The sequence below is a fragment of the Acinetobacter sp. CIP 102529 genome, assembly GCF_000368325.1.
In the GTDB taxonomy this organism is placed as follows: domain Bacteria; phylum Pseudomonadota; class Gammaproteobacteria; order Pseudomonadales; family Moraxellaceae; genus Acinetobacter; species Acinetobacter parvus.
The window spans coordinates 161,772-185,005 of sequence record NZ_KB849354.1 but is presented as its reverse complement, the minus strand read 5'-3'; the positions used below and the strand labels follow the sequence as shown (position 1 = coordinate 185,005).

The following is a 23,234-nucleotide window of genomic DNA, read 5'->3' as shown; positions in this document are numbered from 1 at the left end:
TTATAGCAGTGTCACAGATGCGAAAAAGCAATTAAGTGCATATTTTGAGTTTTATAATTTGAAACGACCTCATTCGAGTCTAGACAAAATGACACCAAATGAGTTTTACTATGATCAGCTACCCCAACAAAACAAGGTGGCTTAACTAGAGCGGAATATCACTTATAAATACGCTTTTAGTTGTTCAAACAAGTGGGACCACCTCTAGGCAACTATGTAAAAACAAGCGATAAAATTACCTTTAATAATTGTAGGGGTTTATTTGATGATGATACTGCGGTTTCAGGTGTCATTAACCTTTCAACAAATCAATATCAATATGTAGACTTCAAAATCAGTTATGATGATGGGGAAAGCAGTTTGGTAAATGGTGCACTTAAAGTAACCAGCACGGCAAATGATACAAGCGGTACCATTGAAACCAACAACTTGAAAGTGGTTTCAACAGAAATTGACGATAATAAAAAATCAAGGACAGTGGAATATAATCTCAGCGCATTTAAAACTAGCTTCCAGGAAGAGGGAAGCAATGGGGCATATTCTTTAAGTTCTGAGGGTATATTTAAGGTTAAAGGCAGTGAAATTGGAGATTATTCAGCTAAATTCAATACCATCAATCCTTTTAGATATAAATCTAATGATGAAGACTCAGATGCCTACGATGGTCAGTTGAAAGTGGTTGATACAACCAATGACAAAAACTATTCAATCTTAATCGCAAATAATGATGCCAAAACTTTGATGTATCAAGCATCTAGTGATGGAAAACAGGTGATTAACAAGACCATTACTTGGGATGAAGTTTACGATTATTAATTTTATTTATCCCGTAATCTCATTATATAGTCATAACACTTTTAGCCGCATCTCCAGTGCGGCTTTTTTATAAATACTGGAATTTATAATGTTGATATTCATAATAAAGGTAAATATGTAGGGATGGCCGATGATATTTTCATGATCTATACTTGTTCGATAAAATTTATGAGTCTTTTCTTATGCACGGTCTCTACCTGATTACCAATGATGATCCAATCCAATTATTACTAGAAAAACTACAGCTTGCGTTGGCAACAGGACATATTGCCATTTTGCAGTATCGTCGTAAAAAAATCGCAAAAGCCGATCAGCCGCTTGAAGTGGAGCAGATTAAGATCCTGTGTGAAAAATATCAGGTTCCATTTGTGATTAATGATGATTTATCGCTGGCAGAACAATTTGGTTTGGGTGTTCATCTCGGACAATCTGATGGCGAAATTATTGATGCGGCCGCATGTCTACCACAGGGGGCGATTATTGGGCGAACTTGCTTAAACAGCTTAGAACTAGCTGAAAAGGCAATTGCTGAAGGTGCAACTTATGTTGCATTTGGCGCAGTCTATGCCACTTCAACTAAACCTGAAGCAGGTAATGTTGGAGTTGAAGTCATTCAACAAGCAAAGCAGAAGTTTAAAGTACCAATATGTGCCATTGGTGGTTTGACCGTTGAAAATTCCCAAGTGGTCATTGAGGCAGGAGCAAGCCTTTGTGCGGTAATTAGTGATATATTAGGACGGTCAACAGCTGAAATTCCTGCTCGTGTAAATGCATGGGCAAAGTTATTTGCATAATTTTTTGCATCGTTTCGACATTTTATTCTTCGATTCTAGGTTGAGTCTTTTATGAGTTTATCTCCAAAGCAAGAACAGTTATTTAAACAAGCAAATAAACATATTCCAGGTGGGGTCAATTCACCTGTACGTGCATTTAACGGTGTTGGTGGTACGCCTGTCTTTATTGAAAAGGCAAAAGGGGCATACTTGTGGGATGTCGATGGCAAACGCTATGTAGATTATGTCGGTTCATGGGGACCAATGATTTTAGGTCACGCCCATCCTGATATTATTCTGGCGGTACAAACTGCAGCTGAGGATGGTTTAAGCTTTGGCGCACCAACAGTATATGAAACGACTTTGGCAGACACCATTTGCGAGATCATGCCAGCGATTGAATTGGTTCGTATGACCAGTTCAGGAACTGAAGCGACCATGACTGCGATTCGCCTGGCGCGTGGTTACACAGGTCGTGACAAGATTGTAAAATTTGAAGGCTGCTATCATGGCCATTCAGATTCGTTATTGGTCAAGGCGGGTTCAGGTTTATTGACCTTGGGTGAAGGTGAGCCGACTTCCAAAGGGGTGCCTGCCGATTTTGCCAAACATACTTTAACGCTACCATATAACAATATTGAAGCCTTGAAAGAATGTTTTGCCAAGTTTGGTCATGAGATTGCTGGGGTAATTATTGAACCAGTGGCAGGCAACATGAATCTGGTTACACCAATTGACGGATTTTTACAGGCCATTCGTGATGTCTGTGATGAATACAAATCCGTATTTATTATTGATGAAGTGATGACAGGTTTCCGTGTTGCTCTAGGCGGGGCACACACCCTGTATAATGTGAAGCCTGATCTGGTGACACTGGGTAAGATTATTGGTGCGGGGCTACCTGTGGGCGCATTTGGTGGTAAACGCGAAATCATGGAATGTATCGCACCTTTGGGTGGCGTCTATCAGGCAGGTACATTGTCAGGTAATCCATTGGCAATGCGTGCAGGGATTGCCATGTTCAAGCATCTTCGTGAACCTGAATTTTATGACAAGCTTTCGGCACAGTTAGCGAAATTGCTTGCAGGATTACAGACGGCGGCAGATGAGGCAGGCATTCCATTTAAAACCCAGCAGGTGGGTGGTATGTTCGGCCTTTATTTCACCGATCAAGAGGACATTACCAGCTTTGATTCGATGTTGGCCTGTGATGTGGGTGCATTTAAGAAATTCTTCCATGGTATGCTTAAACGTGGTGTTTACCTTGCACCTTCAGCATTTGAAGCAGGTTTTATTTCTTCAGTACACTCTGATCAAGACATTGCAGAGACAATTCAAGCTGCAAAAGAAACATTTGCTGAAATGAAAGCTTCTGCGTAATTTCAGATATCAGGAAACACCATGACTATTGTTGTGGTGTTTTTTAGATATGGAATAAAAAATTAGAATTAAATCGATTTTTTCATTGTATTTCTAGTCTAAGCTTTTTATGATTGCCCGCTTGTTTTCATCCAGTCGTTGGAAGGCTACTTTGAGTGATTTTCTAAGTGAACATTTGATTCATCGTGATGAAGATTTTATGGTCATCCATAAACCCGCAGGGTTGCTGACGGTGCCAGGGAAAACACCTGATTTACAAGACTGTCTGATCAATCGTTTATTAAAATTAGAACCGAAAACTTTACTCATTCATCGTTTAGATCGAGATACCTCAGGCATTTTGGTGTTTGGTTTATCCAAATTTGGACAGAGCAATATTTCACGTCAATTCCAAGATCGTCAAACCGCAAAAATCTATCAGGCATTGGTTGCGGGCCATTTAGAGGGACAGGGCACAGTGGATATCCCTGTAATCTATGATCCAAGCCGCCCGCCATTACATATCGTTGATGCAACACATCACAAGCCTGCATTGACAGAATGGCAAGCCATTGAGCATTTCGAAATTCAAGGACAAGCAGTAACCCGAGTTAAATTGATTCCGATTACAGGGCGTTCCCATCAGCTTCGTGTGCATATGCAATATTTAGGTCATCCAATTCTTGGTGACACCTTATATGCCACGCCAGAACAGCAGCAGCTTTATGACCGTTTGTGTTTACATGCGACAGAACTAAGCTTCACTCATCCTAAAACAGCTCAGCAGTTGACATTCAATTGTCCTGTACCGTTTTAGCCCAAAACTTTTTTATGAAACATGATGTGATGCACGCTATTAGATGGTGCTTTGTGTCAAAATACATGGTTGAAAACTACATAAAATACCTTAAACCCTATCAGGGCTACGGAATACAATATGTAGGCTAACTTGAGATAAAGGTGGAAAAATTGCAGCAGTTTGCTATTGGTCAACGTTGGTTATCAGATACAGAAACAGAACTCGGTTTAGGCGTTCTTATTGATGTAGATGAACGTTCTATCAGCATTTTATTCCCCAAAAGTGATGAAACCCGTGTTTATGCACGCAACAATGCGCCTTTATCCCGTATCATCTTCAATGTGAATGATGAAGTTCAGGATCAGGAAGGCATCAAGTGGATTGTTGAATCCATCGAAGACCGTCATGGCGTGCTCCGTTACGATGTGGTTCGCACTTTGGCAAATGGCGAACAGGAACGCAAGGCACTGAATGAAACCCGTATTGGTGCGCAAATCCAGTTGTCAAAACCTTTAGAACGTCTGTTGGCCAGTCAGGTCGATTATAAGGAATGGTATGACCTGCGTATTGAGGCCATGTTGTTGCAGGCTCAAATGCACACCAGCCCATTACGTGGTTTGCTCGGCGCACGTGTTGGCCTGATTCCACACCAACTTTATATCGCGCATGAGGTGGGTAAGCGCTTTGCGCCCCGTGTTCTTCTTGCGGATGAGGTTGGGCTTGGTAAAACCATTGAAGCGGGCCTGATCATTCACCAGCAACTCAAGACAGGCCGTTCAGAACGTATCCTGATTTTAGTGCCTGATTCATTGCAGTATCAATGGATGATTGAAATGCGCCGTCGTTTCAATTTGCAATTTTCTCTTTTCGATTTAACACGTACTGCTTCGATCAAAGAACACGATCCTGATCTCAATCCTTTTTTAACTGAACAATGTATTATTGCCAGTGTTGATTTGATGGTTGACCATGAAGACCTGCGTGAACAGGCTTTGGAAGCAGGTTTTGACTTGCTGGTGGTTGATGAAGCCCATCATTTGATGTGGAGTGAGGAAGAGGGCGGTAATGATCGTTATGATCTGGTTGAAGAACTGGCAGAACAAACAGCGGGTGTGTTGCTTCTCACTGCAACCCCAGAGCAACTGGGTGTAGAAAGTCATTTTGCCCGTTTACGCCTGCTTGATCCGCAACGTTTTAGCAGCCTTGACCGTTTCATTGATGAGGAAGAGCAATACCAGCAAACTGCGAAAATTGCAGAAGTATTGATGTCAGATGAGGCTTTAACAGAAGAGCATTTAGCTGCACTTGAGGGCTTGTTGGGTCATCGTATTGATGATCAGCCTGAACAACGTATGCGTGCGATTCATGAATTATTGGATCGTCATGGTACAGGTCGTATCCTGTTCCGTAACACACGTGAAGCGATTCAAGGTTTCCCAGGTCGTGATTGCCAGCCAGCGCCTTTACCAGCCCCAGAAGACTGGTCATTTGATGGCAAAATGCGTGAGCAGATGTGGCCAGAAGAGGGGCAGCTTGATGGTTCTTGGATGGAAACCGATCCTCGTGTGCCTTGGTTGATGGAAGTGCTGCGTAAAGATCTCAAGCACAAAAAAGTATTGTTGATCGCACGTAGTGGACCTGTCGTTGAAGCTTTAGAAAATGCCCTACGTTTACATGCGGGCATTCGTACAGCAATGTTCCATGAGGGCATGAGCTTATTAGAGCGTGACCAAGCTGCCGCATATTTTGCCGAAGACAGTTATGGCGCTCAGATTCTTCTCTGTTCGGAAATTGGTTCAGAAGGACGTAACTTCCAGTTTGCCAGTGACTTGATCTTATTTGATTTACCTGCAAACCCTGACGTACTTGAACAACGTATTGGCCGTCTGGACCGTATTGGCCAGGAAAACCGCATTCAAATTCACGTGCCATATTTGATCGGTACAGCGCAGGAGCGTATGTTCCGCTGGTATAACGAAGCACTGAATATTTTCAGCAATATTTCTCCAACTGCTCAAACGCTACAAGAGAACTTTATCGTTGAACTGAAAGACTGCTTATTGGCAGATCAAGGGCAAACCTTTGAAGACTTGCTTGAAGAAGTCAATGTACAGCGTCAGGCTCTGGAAGCAGAACTACAGGCAGGTCGTGACCGTTTGCTTGAGTACAATTCTTGTCGTCCAGTGGTGGCGCAGGGCATTGTACAGGCGCTTGAGGATTATGATGACAATACGACTTTACCAATGTTCGTAAAGCGTTTTATGTCATCGACCAATATTGACTTTGATGAGCAAAGCAATGGTACGGTCATCATCAAGCCAACCGACCAGATGCAGGTGCAGGGTTTAACTCTAGACGAAGAGGGTATGACCGCGACATTCTATCGTGATCAGGCGCAAATCCGTGAAGATGCACAATATCTGACACTGGAACATCCATTTATTGAAAGTGTCATGGAAATGATCCGTACACAGTCATTTGGCAGTACCAATGTGGCTTTGCTGAAATCAAATGCATTAAAGCAAGGTTCGGTGTTACTGGAAGTGTGGTTTAAGGTGGATGTGGTTGCACCAAAAGCCTTGAACCTGCCATCAAGCCTGCCAAAACAGTTGATTCGTGTGTTGCTGAGTGAAAATGGTCAGGACTTGTCTGCCAAGATTGATCCAGGCATTTTACGTCCATATTTGCATCATCTGGATGGCAATAGCTGTCGTCAGGTGGTGAAAGCACGCCGCAATGTAATTGAAGAGCGTTACGCACAAGCTTTAGATATTGCCAAAACCTCTTTGCCTGAATTGATGCAACAAGCGAAAGAGCACTACAGTAGTAAATGGCAATATGAAATTGACCGTTTAACTTATCTTAAGCAATTCAATCCAAGTATTCGTCAAGATGAAATTGAGCGTTTACAAAAGTTCCAGAAAGAGGGTCTAAGTTTATTAGATGGTCTTTCTGTGACTCCAGAAGCGATTCAGGTGTTGGTGGTGGTCAAACCTTAAATCATCACCATGCAATAAAAAAACGAGGATCATTTGACCCTCGTTTTTCTATTGCTGAACAGAAATTACTTTTGTTCGATATTGGCTTCAAGGAACCATAAATATTGATCCAGGTCTTCCAGGGCAGCATGGATAATGTCTTCAGAAATCGGGTCCTGAATCTCATCAATCGTGTCACGTAAATGGTTTGCCACCACGCCATACCGATCGGCAAGTTCTTTTAAATGATCCTGTACCGCATGGATTTCCACAGGATACGGTTTTAAATGTGATGTTTGCGATACCGTTTGGGTCGTTCCCAATGCGGTACCGCCAATTTGTACCGCACGTTCAGCCACATTGTCCAGATGGGTAATCAACGAAGTACGGAACATATCCAGCATTTCATGCACGGCAATAAAGTTGCTACCACGCATATTCCAGTGGGCCTGCTTGGTGAGCAAGGACAAATCAATAAGATCTGCAAGTATTTGATTTAATATTTTGACCGTTGCTTCTTTAATGGAGTCATCTAAATTATTACGTGTATAAACTTTTAAAGCTTTCGCTGCTGAAGAACTCATAGTTACCTCATTTCAATTTTAATAAGCATGAAAATGGATCAAAATCATTTATTTCGATAACTATTTTACGCCGTTGAATACGCCTGAATGTTTAGATTTTGACTGCTTTTGTATCAGTTTGAATACTGTGCGAAATACAAAGAAGGGAATGTGGGAAGAAATGTAAGTGGGTCGATTGAGTGTGGTACTAATAAGGGCTGCACCACACGGAAACATAAAACTAGAGCGGTTCTTCTGTTAAATGGCGGGCACCTGTCAGGATCATACGGATCATGAGCATGGTTTGTTCTGCGACTTCAATCCGTTGTTCAGCAGACAGGTCAATCACTTTCGCACCCATGTTAAACACCAGTTGGGTGATGGCTTTAGCGGCAATATCCGCATGGGGCATGTGACTGTTATTGTTGATCTGTTCCAGACGAATCAGGTCTTCGTGCAACTCTTGCTGGAAGAATGAAAGCTGGCGGTCTACAGCCTCTTTATAGGAAGTTGAACCCGTATAGCTTTCACGTAACAATAAGCCCAAATAACCTTCATCCGCATCCAGAAGCTGAATAAAAACTTCGACTGAACTGCGGATAATACTATGTTGCAATACCGCCTGTAGGCGTGCTTCACGAATGATTTTACGCAGTACCAAGCCTGCCCGATCAATCAGGGCGATTGCGAGTTCATCAATGTCCCTAAAATGACGATAAAAACTATTGGGTGCAATGCCCGCCTCACGCGCGATTTCCCTTAAACTCAGGGAAGAGATGCTCTTTTGTGGGCCAATTAGGTTCAGAGTGGCTTGAAATAACTCTTCTTTGCTAATGGTGGCTTTTCGGCCAACCGAACGTACAGGAGATTTTATGGCAATAAGATCCTGTTCATCTGTTGCTGGTTTGGGACTGGGTGGTAAAACAGAAGAATGAACCATCATTTTCAAAATATAAATAAGCTGCTTGGGATTATAGCGATTGTCGATGGGCTTGTGAAATGTAAATCAATCGGGGCTGCTTTCCACTGTGGGAAACAGGGAAAGCTGCATGTCTGCAAGACACTGCCCTTGACTGCGCACCTTTCATTTTATGGTAAACATTTTGTAAAAAATCCTGTTTACAATTCTTTTTGAATAAATATACAAGTGTATATACAAATAAATATACATATGTATAATAATTAAGAAAACAATTAGAGTAACTGCGCATGCAAGCAATCGAAAAGAGGGCTTCCCTGTTTAACTCAATGGCTCAAAGCGTCATGAACAGTCATGATGCCAATTTTTGGTTACAGAAAATCAACCCCTTATGGTCGATGAATCAACCACTTGCTAAAGTCGTAAAAAAACAAATTGTGGCAAAGGATATGGTGAGCCTGATATTGCAATGTAACCGCCATGTGCAACGTGGTGTTGCAGGTCAGCATCATCCTGTGACGGTGGAAATTGCAGGTCGTCATTACGAAAGAACCTATAGCCTGATGCAGGTCGATGCAGACCATCTCTGCCTAACGGTGAAAAAAGTTGATCAAGGTCTGGTCAGTTCTTGGTTGGTCGATCAAAGTCAAACAGGTGATATTCTGCGTTTGGGACAGCCTTATGGTGAAATGCAGCAGCAGGTTCAAACACCAAGGCTATTGTTACTTGCAGCAGGTAGTGGCATTACACCAATGCTGAGCTTGATTGAGGCTTTCTGTCAGTCCAGACAGCTTAAAGCCATATTTGTGCAATTGATGTATTGGGTGAAAACGCATGAAGATGCGGCTTATGCTGAGTACCTAAAAGAGGTTGCTGAAAACTTTCCGAATTTTACTTATCAGATTTTTTATACGCAGGAACAGGATCAACGCTTAAACCAGTCTCACGTTAATCAACTTAAATCTTTAAATGAAACCACAGTTTATGCCTGCGGCCCATCAGGCTTTGTGGCAATGGCGGAAACATTGTTTAAGCATGCCGCCTCAATCCAGACCGAAGCTTTTGGTCTAAGCCAGTTTGATATAGATGCAACTGATACGGGTTTTATCAATGTCACATTGACACAATCCAACAAGACCATCGCCATTCCAAAAGGCCAGTCGATTCTAAGCAGTTTGGAACATCAGGGGATCAAGCCAAAGCATGGTTGCCGTATGGGAATCTGTAATAAGTGTGCCTGCACCAAGGCACAAGGTTCGACCAGAAACTTGCTCAATGATTCAGCAAACCACGAGCCAAGCCAGTTACTCAAGATTTGCGTAAATTCAGCTCAATCTGATCTTGTGATTGATCTATAAGCGAGAATGACAATATGAATATGCCTGTAAAATATCAATTTTTTCAAAATCCTAAAAATCGTAATTTAACCGAAGCCGAACTGGCTGCTTTTGCCAGAGAGCTGGATCAAATCAAGCAGGAAGTTCTGGACGATTTGGGCGAGAAAGATGCTAAATACATTCGCCGTGTTTATTCATCAGTCCGCTATAGTAGTTTCTTAGGTCGTGCCTTACTGTTTGCTGGATGGTTTCCGCCTGCATGGCTATTGGGTACAGGTTTACTTAGTTTTGGCAAAATCATGGAAAATATGGAATTGGGCCATAATGTCATGCATGGGCAGTATGACTGGATGAATGACCCTAAATTTAATGGTCTAACCTATGAGTGGGACACGGTTGGCACCTCGGATAACTGGCGACAAACCCATAACTATAAGCACCATACCTATACCAATGTGAAAGGCATGGATGATGATGTAGGGTATGGAGTATTTCGTTTATTTCCAGAACAACGCTGGACTAAGTTTACCTTAATTCAACCCATTTATATTCTACCATTTAGCCTATTGTTCCAATGGGGCGTTGCCATTCAAAGCCTTGAAGTTGGTAAGGTATTGTATAAGCGTAAAACCATAGCCGAATTTAAACGAGATTGGCAGCCTGTACAAACTAAAATCACCAAGCAGCTGTTTAAAGATTATGTGTTTTTCCCATTAGTGGCAGGGCCTGCGGCGATTCCAGTATTTACCGGTCATTTAGTTGCCAATGGTCTGCGTAATATCTGGACCTTTAGCATTATTTTTTGCGGCCATTTCACTGGTGATGTCGAAGTATTTCCGAAAACCGTGTTGGAAAATGAAAGTCGTGGGCATTGGTACATGCGCCAGATTCGTGGTTCATCCAATTTGACTGGCTCGGAAGCATTTCACATTTTGACGGGACATTTGAGTCATCAAATTGAGCACCACTTATTTCCTGATATCCCTGCACGCCGTTATCGCCAAATTGCACCGAAAGTTGAAGCGGTATGTAAAAAATATGGCTTAAATTACAACAATGCCAGCTTTGTCAAACAGTTTGGTGAAGTGGTCGGACGTATTTTTAAATATGCGCTGCCTTTTAAAAAGTGATTAGAGCATAAGGGCGAATTGTGTTCGCCCTTATGCTGAGGTCAGTTCAACTTTCGAATTATTTAAACTGAATCGACCCATTGGCGCTAACCGTGATTTTTGATTCACCCGCCGCCATGTCCTGTGCAGGTGCAGCTTCCGCCATCGCAAATTTTGCCATGCCACCCCGCATCATTGGTTGTGGGAAATAGTTGCTGGTATTTAGGTTTAAACTGACCAGATTATATTGGGTTTTATTCCATGCCTGAGTAATCGCCTGTGCACGTTGCTGGAAGTTTCTAGATGCCTCAATCATCAACTCATTTTCAACTTTCTTGCGCTGTTCATCCGATACGGTGAAATTGATGGATTGGGTCTGGAAGCTTTGCTGCAACTCGCTAATCAACTGGCTTGCCGCCTTAAAGTCCTTACTTTCAAGCTGAATTTCAGCACGGGCACGCCATTCCTTTAACTTGCTGCTGTCATTGTCATAAACAGGGTAGGTACTTTGCGCACCAGTTTCGACCTTGACCTGTGAATATTTACGCGAAATCGCCTGTGCCTGATTCATCAGTTGATTGATTTGATTCGAAAGCTCAGCAGGTTGCTTGTGGCTTTTCTCAATATAGAGAACTGCACGCATTTCGTCATTCGCAACTTGGCGTGCTGCATCTGCTTGGATATTCACAATATTATAGTTCAAGTTTTCAGTCTCATGAGCAAAAAGGCTTGGGCTAAGTGCAGCTCCGATCATTAATGTTGCAAGTGCTAAAGTACGCATAAAAAATTCCTTAAAATTTGGTATTAAACATTTATTTTTACAAGTCTGATATTAGAAACAACGGATGGCGAACTTTTGCATATTTTGTGGTGTCTTTGTAATGGATTAGGGTGGTTTTGCAACAGAAAAATAAATAAAACTGATTAAAAAATAATGTGTTAGTTAAAAGTGTTTGACCATTTATCTAAAATACAAACTGCAAATAAAAAAAGCATACTTTCTTTCACTTGTCACATAGTATGATGATAATTCATCATAGTTAATTGAAAGAAATATTTTTTCAATAATATTAGATGAATGTCAGGCATAAAAAGTGTTTATTTTCTTTCAAAATTAGGTATCATCTCGCACCTAGTTGAAAGACATAAAACATTTTGTCTGCACTAGATTCTAAAAAGCACCGAGTCAAACGACCGCAAGTCACCAGACTTATTTCTTTTACCCATATCAGAGATGGTAATTCGATATGAGCGTTACTTCCGTAAACCCTGCCGCTAATGCATCCAACGAATATTATTTGACTCGCCAAAGTCAGATGGAATCAAATGTTCGTAGTTATCCACGTAAATTACCGTTAGCGATAGCGAAAGCACAGGGCTGCTGGGTTACAGATGTTGAGGGTACTCAATACCTCGACTGTTTAGCTGGGGCAGGAACATTGGCTTTAGGTCATAATCATCCTGCGGTGATTCAAAGTATTCAAGATACATTGGCAAGTGGCTTGCCTTTGCATACTTTAGACTTAACGACTCCTTTAAAAGATGCTTTTACTGAAGCACTTTTGGCTTACTTGCCAGGCGGTAAAGAAGAATATTGCTTACAGTTCTGTGGACCATCTGGTGCAGATGCAACTGAGGCAGCCATCAAACTGGCAAAAACCTATACAGGTCGTAGCTCAGTGATCAGTTTTTCAGGTGGATACCACGGTATGACTCATGGTTCACTGTCGATGACAGGTAACCTGAGTGCTAAAAATGCCGTGAATGGTCTTATGCCTGGCGTTCAGTTTATGCCTTATCCACATGAATATCGTTGCCCACTTGGTTTAGGTGGTGAAGCGGGTGTTGATGCTTTGACTTACTTCTTTGAAAATTTCATCGAAGATGTTGAAAGTGGTGTAACGAAACCTGCTGCTGTGATTCTTGAAGCAATTCAAGGTGAAGGCGGTGTCGTAACTGCACCTGTTAAGTGGTTACAAAAAATTCGTGAAGTGACTGAAAAGCACAACATCGTTTTAATTTTGGACGAAGTTCAAGCTGGTTTTGCACGTTCAGGTAAAATGTTTGCCTTTGAACATGCAGGTATCGAGCCTGATGTTGTGGTGATGTCAAAAGCTGTAGGTGGTGGTTTACCATTAGCAGTGCTTGGTATTAAGCGTAAGTTTGATGCTTGGCAGCCAGCAGGTCACACGGGTACTTTCCGTGGCAACCAGTTGGCAATGGGTACAGGTTTAATGGTTCTAAAAACTATTTCTGAACAAAACCTAGCTAAAAATGCGCAAGAGCGTGGTGACTTCTTACAAGCTGAATTCAAAAAGTTAGCTCAAGAATTCCCATGTATCGGTAATGTCCGCGGTCGTGGTTTGATGATCGGCGTTGAAATTGTTGATGAACGTAAACCAGCTGACCATATGGGTTCACTTCCTGCTGATGCACAATTAGCTGCGGCAATTCAAACAGCTTGTTTCAACAATAAACTTTTACTCGAGAAAGGTGGTCGTAACGGTACGGTAATTCGTTTACTTTGCCCACTTATCATCAATCAAGACGAATGTGTTGAAGTAGTTGCACGCTTCAAAAAAGCGATTGCAGAAGCTTTAAAAGCAGTACGAGGCTAATCCATGGTTGATTTTGCAGAACATCGTAAAGCGTTACTCTGCAATGATGCACAATCCATTGCTGACTATCAGTCAGCAATGGGCGAAGCGGTTAAAGCCGTTTCAGCATGGTTGCAAAATGATAAAATGTACACAGGTGGAAGCATTAAAGATTTGCGAGCAGCAATTTCTTTTCATCCATCGAAAGAAGGTTTAGGTGTACAACAATCATTACAACGTATGATTGAGCTTTTCCTCAACAAAAGTTTAAAAGTACATCATCCGCACTCACTTGCACATTTGCATTGCCCAACGATGGTGATGAGCCAAATTGCGGAAGTGTTAATCAATGCAACGAACCAATCTATGGATTCATGGGATCAAAGCCCAGCAGGTTCATTGATGGAAGTTCAGCTTATTGATTGGTTACGTCAAAAAGTGGGCTATGGTGCAGGTCAAGCAGGTGTGTTCACTTCGGGTGGTACACAGTCAAACTTGATGGGTGTATTGCTTGCACGTGACTGGTGTATCTCGAAAAACTGGAAAGACGAAAATGGTAAGCCATGGTCGGTTCAGCGTGATGGTATTCCAGCAGAAGCAATGAAAAACGTCAAAGTCATTTGTTCTGAAAATGCACACTTCTCTGTGCAAAAGAACATGGCAATGATGGGGATGGGCTTCCAGTCAGTCGTGACTGTTCCTGTCAATGATAATGCGCAAATGGATGTCGATGCACTCGAAAAAACCATGGCACATCTTCAGTCTGAAGGCAAAATCGTCGCGTGTGTTGTTGCAACAGCGGGTACGACAGATGCTGGTGCAATTGATCCACTCAAGAAAATCCGTGAAATTACCAATAAATTTGGTTCGTGGATGCATATTGATGCTGCTTGGGGTGGTGCGCTGATTCTTTCAAATGATCATCGTGCAATGCTTGATGGAATTGAATTGTCAGACTCAATCACACTTGATTTCCATAAGCATTATTTCCAAAGCATTAGCTGTGGCGCTTTCCTGTTGAAAGACGAAGCAAACTATCGCTTTATGCATTATGAAGCGGAGTACTTAAACTCTGCTTATGATGAAGAACATGGTGTACCTAACCTTGTGTCTAAATCTTTACAAACGACTCGTCGTTTTGATGCATTGAAATTGTGGATGACAGTTGAAGCATTAGGCGAAGAGCTTTATGGTTCAATGATTGACCATGGTGTGAAATTAACACGTGAAGTTGCAGATTATATTAAAGCAACAGCGGGTCTTGAATTGTTGGTTGAACCACAATTCGCCTCAGTCCTGTTCCGTGTGGTGCCAGAAGGTTATCCAACTGATTTTGTTGATAGCTTGAACCAGAACGTGGCAGATGAATTGTTTGCACGTGGTGAAGCGAATATCGGTGTAACCAAAGTGGGTAATGTTCAATCATTGAAAATGACCACTTTAAGCCCAGTTGCAACGCTTGAAAACGTTCAAAACTTGCTTGCACTTGTGTTGGCAGAAGCCGATCGTATTAAGGATTCGATTGCAGATGGTACCTATACACCGCCGATTGATTAATCGGGTGTTATGTAGAAAAGAAGATCGCTTAGGCGGTCTTTTTTATATTCGATCTGTAATGAGTTGTTTTTAATCATTTTGCTATAAATCATTAGAAACAAGGTGATTATAAAACTGTAGATAATGAGTTAAAAAATAGCCAATAATGCTCTTGTCTACCTTACAGTTATTAACATCATAAAAGCGTCATAAAGTTGTCACCTAATTGTCATATTATCCACTCAAAATGCAATTAAACAAAGTACAACACTTCATTCAGAGCGTTGTAAATCAAATTGCATCAATGAGAGTAAATCGAATGCGCTTAAATCCACGTCACATCGCAATTGCATTAGCTGTATCTGGGGCAACCGTAGTAACGACTGCAAATGCAGCTCGTGATACGATTCAAATTGCTGGCTCATCCACTGTGTTGCCTTATGCAAGTATCGTTGCAGAAGAGTTTGGTAATACTTTCCCACAATTCAAGGCACCCGTTGTTGGTTCGGGTGGTACTTCAGGTGGTTTAAAGCAATTCTGTCAAGGTGTTGGTGATAATACCATCGATATTGCAAATGCTTCACGTAAAATCAAAGATTCAGAGCTTGCTGCATGTAAAAAAGCAGGCGTAAATCAAGTGCAAGAAATCAAAATTGGTTATGACGGTATTGTATTTGCGTCTAACTCACGAAAGGGTGCTTATAACTTAGATCCAGCACATGTATTTACTGCATTGGCTGCACAGCTTCCTTCAGGTGGTAAATTGGTTCCAAACCCATATACACGATGGAACCAAATTGATGATGACTTACCAAATGAACCGATTACCTTAGTTATTCCAGCAACAAACCATGGTACGCGTGAAGTGTTCCAAGAAAAAATGGTTGAAGCGGGTTGTGAATCATTTGCTTATTTCAAAAATTTAGATAAAGAAGAACAGAAAAAAGCATGTTCAAACTTCCGTAAAGATGGTCGTGTGATTGAAATTGCAGGTGATTACACTGAAACACTAGCTCGTTTAAAAACTTCTCCTAATGCAGTAGGCGTATTTGGTTTAGGTTTCTATGATCAAAACCGCGATAAATTACGTGTTGCAACAGTAAATGGTGTATTACCTTCTGAGAAAACTGTTTTAAGTGGTCAATATCCAGTATCTCGTGCACTTTACTTCTATGTGAAAGGCGAACACTTAAAATCAATCAAAGGTTTAGCTCAGTATCCAGAGTTTTTCCTTAACAAGAAAATTTCTGGTAAAGGTTCTAAACTGGAAAAAGCTGGCCTGATTCCTCTAAGCGATAAAGAACGTGCAACAGTTCTAGCTGATTTCAAAGCGGGTAAAACAGTTAAGTAATATTGTTAAAAGGGAGGCTGGTGCGACTTAGGTTCATCAGCCTTTTTTGTCTAACTAAGTTTTTTCAAATCATGAAAATTGAGAAAACGTGGAGATTACATGAATCTGCTACTTATCGGTGTGTTATTAGCCCTTGTGGCAATTGCATATCAAATTGGGCTGAGTAAAAGCCGTAACCTAGCAGGTAAGGGAAATAACTCAGTAACACTACATTCACGTCCAGTTTATTACGGGGCTTTAGTTGCTTTGTGGTGTGGTATTCCTGCTTTTTTAATTTTGATGATTTGGAACTTGGTTGAACCAAGCGTTTTACAACATATTATTTTTAATAATATTCCTTCATCGATTAGCTCAACTTTAGATGAAGCTGGTCGTGATGTTCTTATTGATCGTGTTAAAGCAATTGCTTCAGGATTCGGGGTAACTGATCAAGCCGCTGCTTATGAAGTTGCTGCTGCACAGCAGTTAGCAAAATTCCAAACGATTGGTTCATTTGCAAAATTTGCAGTAGTGATTAGTGCTGCATTGGCGGGTCTTGTTTGGGCTAAACGTCATGTAAGTCAACAATATCGTGCCCGTAACCAAGTTGAAAAAGCTATCAATGTTGCTTTGATCCTTTGTTCTGGGGTAGCGATTCTTACAACTGTTGGTATCGTTCTTTCAATGCTTAGTGAAGCATTACACTTTTTCAAATTTGTAAGTCCTGTTGATTTCTTCTTCGGAACAGAGTGGAACCCTGGCTTTAGTACCACAGGTAATGCCGAAGGTAGCTACGGTATTCTCCCATTAATTTGGGGGACTTTGATGGTGAGTGGTATAGCACTACTCGTTGCTGTACCTGTGGGCTTGATGATTGCGATTTATTTAGCGGAATACGCTTCCTCTCGCTTACGTTCTTGGGCTAAACCAACAATTGAAGTTCTAGCGGGTATTCCGACGATTGTTTACGGTGTGTTTGCACTCATGGTGATTGGCCCATTCTTTAAGATGGTCGGTGAAAGCATCGGTGTGAACATCAACGCAACAAGTGCATTAACTGCTGGTTTTGTCATGGGAATTATGATCATCCCATTTGTCTCATCTTTATCCGACGACATTATTACGCAAGTACCTCGTGCATTGCGAGATGGTTCGCTAGGTTTGGGTGCGACAAAATCTGAAACAATTCGTCAAGTTGTTCTCCCAGCCGCTTTACCAGGTATCACAGGTGCTTTTTTACTTGCCGTTTCTCGTGCAGTTGGTGAGACGATGATCGTGGTCTTAGCCGCTGGGAATAGCCCATTACTGCATGCGAATCCTTTAGAAGCCGTGTCTACAGTTACCGTAACAATCGTTAAGCAATTGACAGGCGATACAGATTTTGCAAGTCCGCAAGCTTTAGTTGCATTTGCCCTAGGTCTGACTTTGTTTGTAATTACTTTGGGTTTAAACATTATTGCACTGTACATCGTGCGCAAATATCGTGAGCAATACGAATGAGTTCATCAAATACATCTCCTCTGGATCAGAACGTATTTGATCCACAAGTGGCTGCTGAACAACGTGAACAGCGCAAAAGAAAAATCCAAAGTTCTTTGGCAAAGCGCCACCGCAAAGAAAAGGCGTTCCGTTTTGCTGGCTTCTCGGCAGTGGTGATTGGCCTTGCATTTGTTGCCTTGCTGTTTGGTAGTATTCTGGCAAAAGGTCTGCCATCTTTCTGGCAAAGCAGCATAACTGTTCCAGTTTATTTTGACCCAGCGATTATTAATGTTGGTGCAAAACCAAAGCAGACGGCAGGTGAAACCCCCGCGCAGTTTGAAGAGCGAATGGTGGCCTGGCAAACTGAAATGGGTATGGTGGACTGGGATGCCCTGATCGTGAATGGCATCGTTTCAAAAGATAAATCGCTTGAAGATCAGCGTGATTATTTAAGTGGCTTGTACACCAGTTCTGAAGCGTACCGTTTACGTGACATGGTGTTAGCAAATCCAGCCCTGATTGGAAGCAAGCAGGAGATTAAGTTTCTGGCTGATGCCAATGTGGATGTCTGGCTAGCTGGAAATATTGACCGTAACCTGCCTGATGACCAGCAACAGCTTGAGCCAGAAGTGCGCCAGCTTGCAGATAAGTTAAAGGCAGAGGGGATTATTGCCAATACGTTCAATACCAATCTGTTCTTTAGCCCAGATTCACGCAGTTCACCTGCGAGCAGTGGTTTGGCTGGGGCATTCATGGGTTCATTGTTCATGATGCTGATTGTCATCATCATCTCGATTCCAATTGGAGTGGCGAGTGCAATCTATCTTGAAGAGTTCGCGCCAAAGAACATGATGACCGACATCATTGAAGTGAACATCAACAACCTGGCAGCAGTTCCATCGATTGTGTTCGGTCTGCTGGGTGCGGCAATCTTTATTGGCTGGATGCAGTTGCCTTTATCTGCGCCACTGGTGGGTGGTTTGGTACTGAGTCTTATGACCTTGCCTACCGTGATTATTACCACGCGCGCCTCATTAAAAGCGGTGCCACCATCGATTCGTCAGGCTGCTCTGGGTCTTGGTGCATCAAAAGTTCAAACCGTTTTTCATCATGTATTGCCACTTGCATTGCCAGGGATTATGACTGGTGCAATCATTGGGATTGCACATGCGCTGGGTGAGACTGCACCATTATTGTTGATTGGTATGAGTGCTTTCGTTGCCAGCATTCCGACCACACCATTGGAACAGGCAACCGCATTGCCAGTACAGGTGTATTTATGGCAGGGTAATGAATTGCGCAATTTCTTTGAGGGGCGTACCGCGGCAGCGATTATTGTGTTGCTTGCCCTCTTGATTGGTTTAAACAGCCTTGCAATCTGGCTCCGTAAGAAATTTGAAGTGCGTTGGTAATAGAGGAGAGTACAATGAATACGATTGATATTATGAACGCCGTAGAAAAGGATAAATCAGTGAATCCACAACAAACAGAATTTACGTCATCTGAAGCGCAAGTTCAGCAATCAAATACTGCATTTGTCTCTCAGTTTGAAACGGCTTCTTCAAATAAAAAGCCAAAAACCAGTGAAGTGAAAATCAGTACCAAGGATGTTCATGTTTATTATGGTGAAACTGAAGCAATCAAGGGTATTGACCTGGATATTTACCAGAATGAAGTGATTGCGTTCATTGGTCCATCGGGTTGTGGTAAATCAACATTCCTGCGTACCTTAAACCGTATGAATGATACGATTGATAGCTGTCGTGTGACAGGTAAGGTGACACTGGATAATCAGGACATCTATGATCCTAACCTTGACGTGGTATTGCTGCGCGCACAGGTAGGGATGGTGTTCCAGAAGCCAAACCCATTTCCAAAATCAATTTTTGACAATGTTGCCTATGGCCCGAAATTGCATGGCCTGGCACGTGACAAATATGATCTGGAAGAAATTGTTGAAAATAGTCTGCGTAAAGCAGGTCTGTGGGATGAAGTCAAAGACCGATTAAGCCAGCCAGGAACAGGTTTGTCTGGCGGCCAGCAACAGCGTTTATGTATTGCGCGTACCATTGCGGTCAGCCCTGAAGTGATTTTGATGGATGAACCGTGTTCGGCATTAGATCCAATCGCAACAGCTAAGATCGAGGAGCTTATTTCAGAGCTTTCAGAGCAATTCACTATTGCAATCGTGACCCACTCCATGCAACAGGCAGCGCGTGTGTCTGATCGTACCGCTTATTTCCATCTGGGTGACCTGATTGAAGTCAACTCGACTGAGAAAGTGTTTACTCAGCCTGACCATCAATTGACTGAAGCCTATATTACAGGGCGTTTTGGTTGATACCATCCCGTATATATCAAAGGGCCTACGGGCTCTTTTTTTATGATACAGATGAAAATGAATCTATTTTGCAAAAACGCTATTGAATTTTTATTGAACAGACCACATCTTAGAGGCATAAAGACGAACTCAAGAGCACTTACTTTATGTTATTCCATTTACCTAAATTTCCTGCTGAAATTCGTATTAGCCATTTAAATGCGCGTGTGAATGAACAAAGAAAAAAAATTGCGCAAACAACAGCATCCCGTTTGGAATTATTACAACTGGTTCAGCAGCTTGCTAAAGAAGCCAAGGTTCGTAAGAAAAATGACCAGAAAATCTTCGTTTTAGATTTCAAGGGTGATATTCAGGCCTCTGCGGTCGATACCCTGCGTGAAGAGATTACCCTAATTTTGGCAACCGCCAAAGCTGGACATGACCGTGTGATTGTACGTCTGGAAAGCGCAGGTGGAATGGTGCATGGCTATGGTTTGGCTGCGGCTCAATTGGTTCGTTTACGTGATGCGGGTTTTCATGTGACGATTTGTGTTGATAAGGTTGCTGCCAGTGGCGGCTACATGATGGCATGTATTGCCAATGAAATTGTTTCAGCACCGTTTGCCGTGGTGGGTTCAATTGGTGTGGTTGCACAGGTGCCGAACTTTAACCGTTTATTGAAACAGCATAATGTGGACTTTGAACTGTACACTGCTGGTCAATATAAACGCACCGTAACCATGTTTGGTGAAAATACTGCTGAGGGTAAGGCCAAGTTTGAAGAGGAATTACAGCAGACCCACGTGCTGTTTAAGCACTTTATTGAAAAATACCGCCCACAACTCAACGTTGAAAAGGTTGCAACAGGTGAGCACTGGTATGGTGAAGATGCACGTGCATTAAATCTGGTGGATAAATTACAGACCTCGGATGAATATTTACTCAGTCTTTTGTCACAACATGATGTCTATGTGATCAATACCCGCAAACGCCCTACATTTGGTGAAAAACTGGGTTTGCAGGCGGCACAAATGGCTGAGACCCTGATTCCAACGGTGATGGGTAAAATCGCTGATAGCCTCGCCAAGGCAAACAGCACCTTGGTTCAGATGCGTGATCCTAAGTTTTAATCAATTTGTCCTGATCAAAGAAAAGCACCTGTTTAAGGTGCTTTTCTTTTGCTTCTGCCTAAATAGAGCAGCCCTGTAAGGATTGATCCGATTGTGGCCAGAAACATATCCTTGTGTGCATCCCACATATCTCCCTGCTGTCCATTATAGTTTTCCGCATCTTCAGGCGACAAGCCAATGGATAGTCCCCATTCGAGCAACTCATAGAGCATACTGGAAGCCATCACAAACTGGATCACCAGCAGGAACAAGGTCAATGGTTTTGCGGTAGGAAACCAGACCTGAAAACAACGGAGAAAAAATGGGTAAAGCAATAATCCATAAGCAAAATGCACCAGTCGATCATACATGTTCCGAGACCAGCCCATTGTCTGATTCAGGTCAAAATGAAATAGGGACTTTAACCATTCATTGTAAGGCACATAGGAGTACAAATAATGGGCCGCAACAATATGGATGAATAGAAAAAGCAGGTACAAACAAAAACTGAAAAAATGCATGCCTATTTTTTTCATGCTGATGATCAGCACGACCAGCATAAACACAGTGCCCACCTGATGCAGGAGATAGGACTCAAGCTCAAGCGGCTGTATGCTGGCAATTGCCACGGCAAGGGCGATGATCCCAAGCGCAATATAATGTTTTAAGCCAAGTTGTTTTTCAATCATGCCACATCCGAGAAGAAAAAATCATCAGGCAGGGTAATTTATCATTGTTCAGTTGAATCTGGTATTAAAGGTGATGCTGCAACACCGCCAAGCGCCTGACAAGCCTGAAGATAGAGCTGGTACTTTTGTTGTACAACTTCATCGAGTGGAATGTCAAACAGATCCTCGCCATTTTTATACTGTTCAATATAGGTGCTGGCTTTGTCCTTGTTTGCGGCAAGTGTCTGTTGATAAAAATTGGTAATGGAGGAAGTCGCAAGCTGACTGGTCTCCACGTTTTTACACTGGAAACGCTGCAAAATTTTTTCAGCACGTTTAACTTCACTTGATTGTCCAAATACACATCCTGTTAATTGGGCAATCACAATCAGCACGAATAAGATCTTCATGATATTTAGAATAAAAATTTTTAAAGATTGTTATTGTATATAGAATTTATTCTGGAAATAAATTAATTATGTTAGGACTTACGCACTGTTATTTATAGACTCTCTGTGGTAGCAGATGATTTTTATCGAGAATAAAGTCATCAATGAAGTTTTTGATCATTGGTCTAAATAATTTCTTCTGCCAACGATATACATTTTCAAAGATCCGCTCAAACTGGTTCTTTTGTATCTCAACGTAGGCCATCAAGGCTGAAAAAATATGATTCAAAATCAGTTTAGACCGTCTTACTTGAAACTTTTCAATATGACAAACCTGTTTAATCACTCGGTGATATTGTTCTATTTTCCAATGACTTGAATGTAATTCATGAAAACCCTCAAAGGACAATAAATCATCTTCATCTTGATGCACAATATAAAACCTCTGCTGTTCTTTTAACTGAGTCTTAAATAATTGTACAAAGCCAAAATCTTTGAGCCAGACCACTTGACCCTGATGGAAATTCGGCAATAAACGCAGTTGAAACCATTGTCCTTTTTCTGGGGAAACCTTACGGTTACAGTCGATACCAAACATAAATCGAATACCATGTTTTCTTATGGTTTTTAGATTTCCAGTCGATGAATACCAACTATCACCTGTAATAAATTGAATCTTTGCACCCCAACTGAGTACTTCACTTAACATATCCATAAAGTAATCATTCTTGGTTTTACCCTCAGATTTGTCATAAATTCGGAAATTAATTGGAATATTTTGACCATTTTGATCTGTCGCATACAAGGTAATGAGATTAATACCCTTGACGGATCGGTGGTGTTTGCCTGACCAAAAATAGCTAACCAAGTCCATATGCTGACTATACGGTTTATCTAAAACAGTATCATCAATACTGACTATAAGTTTATTATTATCAATATGTTGAATTGCTTCTTGATATAGGTCGTGAGGTGTGTAGTCTTCACGCTCTAGAAAGCGATTTACACTATCATGCGAGATATTATAAGTCTCGGCAAGTTGTGTGCAGCTAATAGAGTTCGGTTCTGTCATGAGAAAGCCCATATAAATGGGTAATGTACAAGTTGCTGTAGAAGCATGTTTAGTTCGTCTGATCACAGATACGTTATAAAG

Annotated in this window: 21 protein-coding genes; 15 read left to right on the top strand and 6 right to left on the bottom strand. The window is 41.8% G+C overall.

Annotation, left to right across the window (positions count from 1 at the left end):
- From F972_RS14990 to rapA, 6 genes are all read left to right on the top strand, one after another.
- On the top strand, window positions 1–145 hold a 145-nt coding region (locus tag F972_RS14990; RefSeq protein ID WP_004763925.1), incomplete at its 5' end, for an integrase core domain-containing protein.
- 47 nt (window positions 146–192) lie between these two features.
- Window positions 193–816, top strand: coding sequence for a hypothetical protein (locus F972_RS03120; protein ID WP_004763924.1), 624 nt, complete (start codon window positions 193–195; stop codon window positions 814–816).
- 182 nt (window positions 817–998) lie between these two features.
- Complete coding sequence (gene thiE / locus F972_RS03115; RefSeq protein ID WP_004681344.1) at window positions 999–1,610, top strand: thiamine phosphate synthase; 612 nt, start codon at window positions 999–1,001, stop codon at window positions 1,608–1,610.
- A gap of 51 nt (window positions 1,611–1,661) precedes the next feature.
- The gene (gene hemL, locus F972_RS03110; RefSeq protein WP_004763922.1) at window positions 1,662–2,969 is read left to right on the top strand and encodes a glutamate-1-semialdehyde 2,1-aminomutase; all 1,308 of its coding nucleotides are present in this window, start codon (window positions 1,662–1,664) and stop codon (window positions 2,967–2,969) included.
- 151 nt (window positions 2,970–3,120) lie between these two features.
- Window positions 3,121–3,765: an RluA family pseudouridine synthase gene (locus tag F972_RS03105; RefSeq protein WP_171062615.1), complete on the top strand. Its 645-nt coding sequence runs from the start codon at window positions 3,121–3,123 to the stop codon at window positions 3,763–3,765.
- Window positions 3,766–3,908: 143 nt separating this feature from the next.
- Entirely contained in the window at window positions 3,909–6,746 is a 2,838-nt protein-coding gene (gene rapA / locus F972_RS03100) for an RNA polymerase-associated protein RapA (RefSeq protein ID WP_004763919.1), read from the top strand.
- Between the two features lie 65 nt (window positions 6,747–6,811).
- Here the strand turns inward: rapA and dps are convergent, their stop codons facing one another.
- Together dps and fabR are read right to left on the bottom strand one after the other, a co-directional pair.
- Window positions 6,812–7,309, bottom strand: coding sequence for a DNA starvation/stationary phase protection protein Dps (dps, locus tag F972_RS03095; RefSeq protein WP_004763918.1), 498 nt, complete (start codon window positions 7,307–7,309; stop codon window positions 6,812–6,814).
- Between the two features lie 220 nt (window positions 7,310–7,529).
- On the bottom strand, window positions 7,530–8,228 hold the full coding sequence (gene fabR / locus F972_RS03090; protein WP_004763917.1) for an HTH-type transcriptional repressor FabR: 699 nt from the start codon (window positions 8,226–8,228) through the stop codon (window positions 7,530–7,532).
- A gap of 269 nt (window positions 8,229–8,497) precedes the next feature.
- Between fabR and F972_RS03080 the strand changes: the two genes are divergently transcribed.
- Together F972_RS03080 and F972_RS03075 are read left to right on the top strand one after the other, a co-directional pair.
- Window positions 8,498–9,565, top strand: a complete 1,068-nt coding sequence (locus tag F972_RS03080) for a ferredoxin reductase (RefSeq protein ID WP_004763916.1) — start codon at window positions 8,498–8,500, stop codon at window positions 9,563–9,565.
- Window positions 9,566–9,579: 14 nt separating this feature from the next.
- Window positions 9,580–10,674, top strand: a complete 1,095-nt coding sequence (locus F972_RS03075) for a fatty acid desaturase family protein (protein WP_004763914.1) — start codon at window positions 9,580–9,582, stop codon at window positions 10,672–10,674.
- A gap of 58 nt (window positions 10,675–10,732) precedes the next feature.
- Here F972_RS03075 and F972_RS03070 read toward each other — a convergent pair whose 3' ends face one another.
- Entirely contained in the window at window positions 10,733–11,434 is a 702-nt protein-coding gene (locus F972_RS03070) for an SIMPL domain-containing protein (protein WP_004681333.1), read from the bottom strand.
- 466 nt (window positions 11,435–11,900) lie between these two features.
- On the opposite strand from F972_RS03070, the gene F972_RS03065 reads away from it, so the two are divergent.
- From F972_RS03065 to sohB, 7 genes are all read left to right on the top strand, one after another.
- Window positions 11,901–13,271, top strand: a complete 1,371-nt coding sequence (locus F972_RS03065; protein WP_004681332.1) for a diaminobutyrate--2-oxoglutarate transaminase — start codon at window positions 11,901–11,903, stop codon at window positions 13,269–13,271.
- A 3-nt stretch (window positions 13,272–13,274) separates the two neighbouring features.
- The gene (locus F972_RS03060) at window positions 13,275–14,807 is read left to right on the top strand and encodes a pyridoxal phosphate-dependent decarboxylase family protein (protein ID WP_004681329.1); all 1,533 of its coding nucleotides are present in this window, start codon (window positions 13,275–13,277) and stop codon (window positions 14,805–14,807) included.
- A 298-nt stretch (window positions 14,808–15,105) separates the two neighbouring features.
- On the top strand, window positions 15,106–16,137 hold the full coding sequence (locus F972_RS03055; protein WP_004681328.1) for a substrate-binding domain-containing protein: 1,032 nt from the start codon (window positions 15,106–15,108) through the stop codon (window positions 16,135–16,137).
- Window positions 16,138–16,236: 99 nt separating this feature from the next.
- Window positions 16,237–17,616, top strand: a complete 1,380-nt coding sequence (gene pstC / locus F972_RS03050; protein WP_004681327.1) for a phosphate ABC transporter permease subunit PstC — start codon at window positions 16,237–16,239, stop codon at window positions 17,614–17,616.
- Entirely contained in the window at window positions 17,613–19,007 is a 1,395-nt protein-coding gene (gene pstA / locus F972_RS03045) for a phosphate ABC transporter permease PstA (RefSeq protein ID WP_004681326.1), read from the top strand. The genes pstC and pstA overlap by 4 nt, the downstream gene beginning before the upstream one ends.
- A gap of 14 nt (window positions 19,008–19,021) precedes the next feature.
- Window positions 19,022–19,936 (top strand): phosphate ABC transporter ATP-binding protein PstB, encoded by a 915-nt coding sequence (gene pstB, locus F972_RS03040; RefSeq protein WP_004681325.1) that lies wholly within the window; start codon window positions 19,022–19,024, stop codon window positions 19,934–19,936.
- A gap of 146 nt (window positions 19,937–20,082) precedes the next feature.
- The gene (gene sohB, locus F972_RS03035; RefSeq protein WP_004681324.1) at window positions 20,083–21,045 is read left to right on the top strand and encodes a protease SohB; all 963 of its coding nucleotides are present in this window, start codon (window positions 20,083–20,085) and stop codon (window positions 21,043–21,045) included.
- 32 nt (window positions 21,046–21,077) lie between these two features.
- Here the strand turns inward: sohB and F972_RS03030 are convergent, their stop codons facing one another.
- From F972_RS03030 to F972_RS03020, 3 genes are all read right to left on the bottom strand, one after another.
- Complete coding sequence (locus F972_RS03030) at window positions 21,078–21,713, bottom strand: DUF2238 domain-containing protein (protein WP_004681323.1); 636 nt, start codon at window positions 21,711–21,713, stop codon at window positions 21,078–21,080.
- 41 nt (window positions 21,714–21,754) lie between these two features.
- Window positions 21,755–22,102, bottom strand: coding sequence for a hypothetical protein (locus F972_RS03025; RefSeq protein ID WP_004681322.1), 348 nt, complete (start codon window positions 22,100–22,102; stop codon window positions 21,755–21,757).
- Window positions 22,103–22,190: 88 nt separating this feature from the next.
- Window positions 22,191–23,219: an IS701 family transposase gene (locus F972_RS03020; protein WP_081399028.1), complete on the bottom strand. Its 1,029-nt coding sequence runs from the start codon at window positions 23,217–23,219 to the stop codon at window positions 22,191–22,193.
- Window positions 23,220–23,234: the final 15 nt, after the last annotated feature.

Excerpts from the sequence above, each read along its gene's own strand:
- hemL (WP_004763922.1), top strand. The coding sequence starts at position 1,662 with ATGAGTTTATCTCCAAAGCAAGAACAGTTATTTAAACAAGCAAATAAA.
- F972_RS03065 (WP_004681332.1), top strand. The coding sequence starts at position 11,901 with ATGAGCGTTACTTCCGTAAACCCTGCCGCTAATGCATCCAACGAATAT.
- F972_RS03075 (WP_004763914.1), top strand. The coding sequence starts at position 9,580 with ATGAATATGCCTGTAAAATATCAATTTTTTCAAAATCCTAAAAATCGT.
- pstA (WP_004681326.1), top strand. The coding sequence starts at position 17,613 with ATGAGTTCATCAAATACATCTCCTCTGGATCAGAACGTATTTGATCCA.
- F972_RS03030 (WP_004681323.1), bottom strand. The coding sequence starts at position 21,713 with ATGATTGAAAAACAACTTGGCTTAAAACATTATATTGCGCTTGGGATC.
- thiE (WP_004681344.1), top strand. The coding sequence starts at position 999 with ATGCACGGTCTCTACCTGATTACCAATGATGATCCAATCCAATTATTA.
- pstB (WP_004681325.1), top strand. The coding sequence starts at position 19,022 with ATGAATACGATTGATATTATGAACGCCGTAGAAAAGGATAAATCAGTG.
- F972_RS03025 (WP_004681322.1), bottom strand. The coding sequence starts at position 22,102 with ATGAAGATCTTATTCGTGCTGATTGTGATTGCCCAATTAACAGGATGT.
- fabR (WP_004763917.1), bottom strand. The coding sequence starts at position 8,228 with ATGGTTCATTCTTCTGTTTTACCACCCAGTCCCAAACCAGCAACAGAT.
- sohB (WP_004681324.1), top strand. The coding sequence starts at position 20,083 with ATGTTATTCCATTTACCTAAATTTCCTGCTGAAATTCGTATTAGCCAT.
- F972_RS03055 (WP_004681328.1), top strand. The coding sequence starts at position 15,106 with ATGCGCTTAAATCCACGTCACATCGCAATTGCATTAGCTGTATCTGGG.
- F972_RS03060 (WP_004681329.1), top strand. The coding sequence starts at position 13,275 with ATGGTTGATTTTGCAGAACATCGTAAAGCGTTACTCTGCAATGATGCA.
- F972_RS03070 (WP_004681333.1), bottom strand. The coding sequence starts at position 11,434 with ATGCGTACTTTAGCACTTGCAACATTAATGATCGGAGCTGCACTTAGC.
- dps (WP_004763918.1), bottom strand. The coding sequence starts at position 7,309 with ATGAGTTCTTCAGCAGCGAAAGCTTTAAAAGTTTATACACGTAATAAT.
- pstC (WP_004681327.1), top strand. The coding sequence starts at position 16,237 with ATGAATCTGCTACTTATCGGTGTGTTATTAGCCCTTGTGGCAATTGCA.
- F972_RS03080 (WP_004763916.1), top strand. The coding sequence starts at position 8,498 with ATGCAAGCAATCGAAAAGAGGGCTTCCCTGTTTAACTCAATGGCTCAA.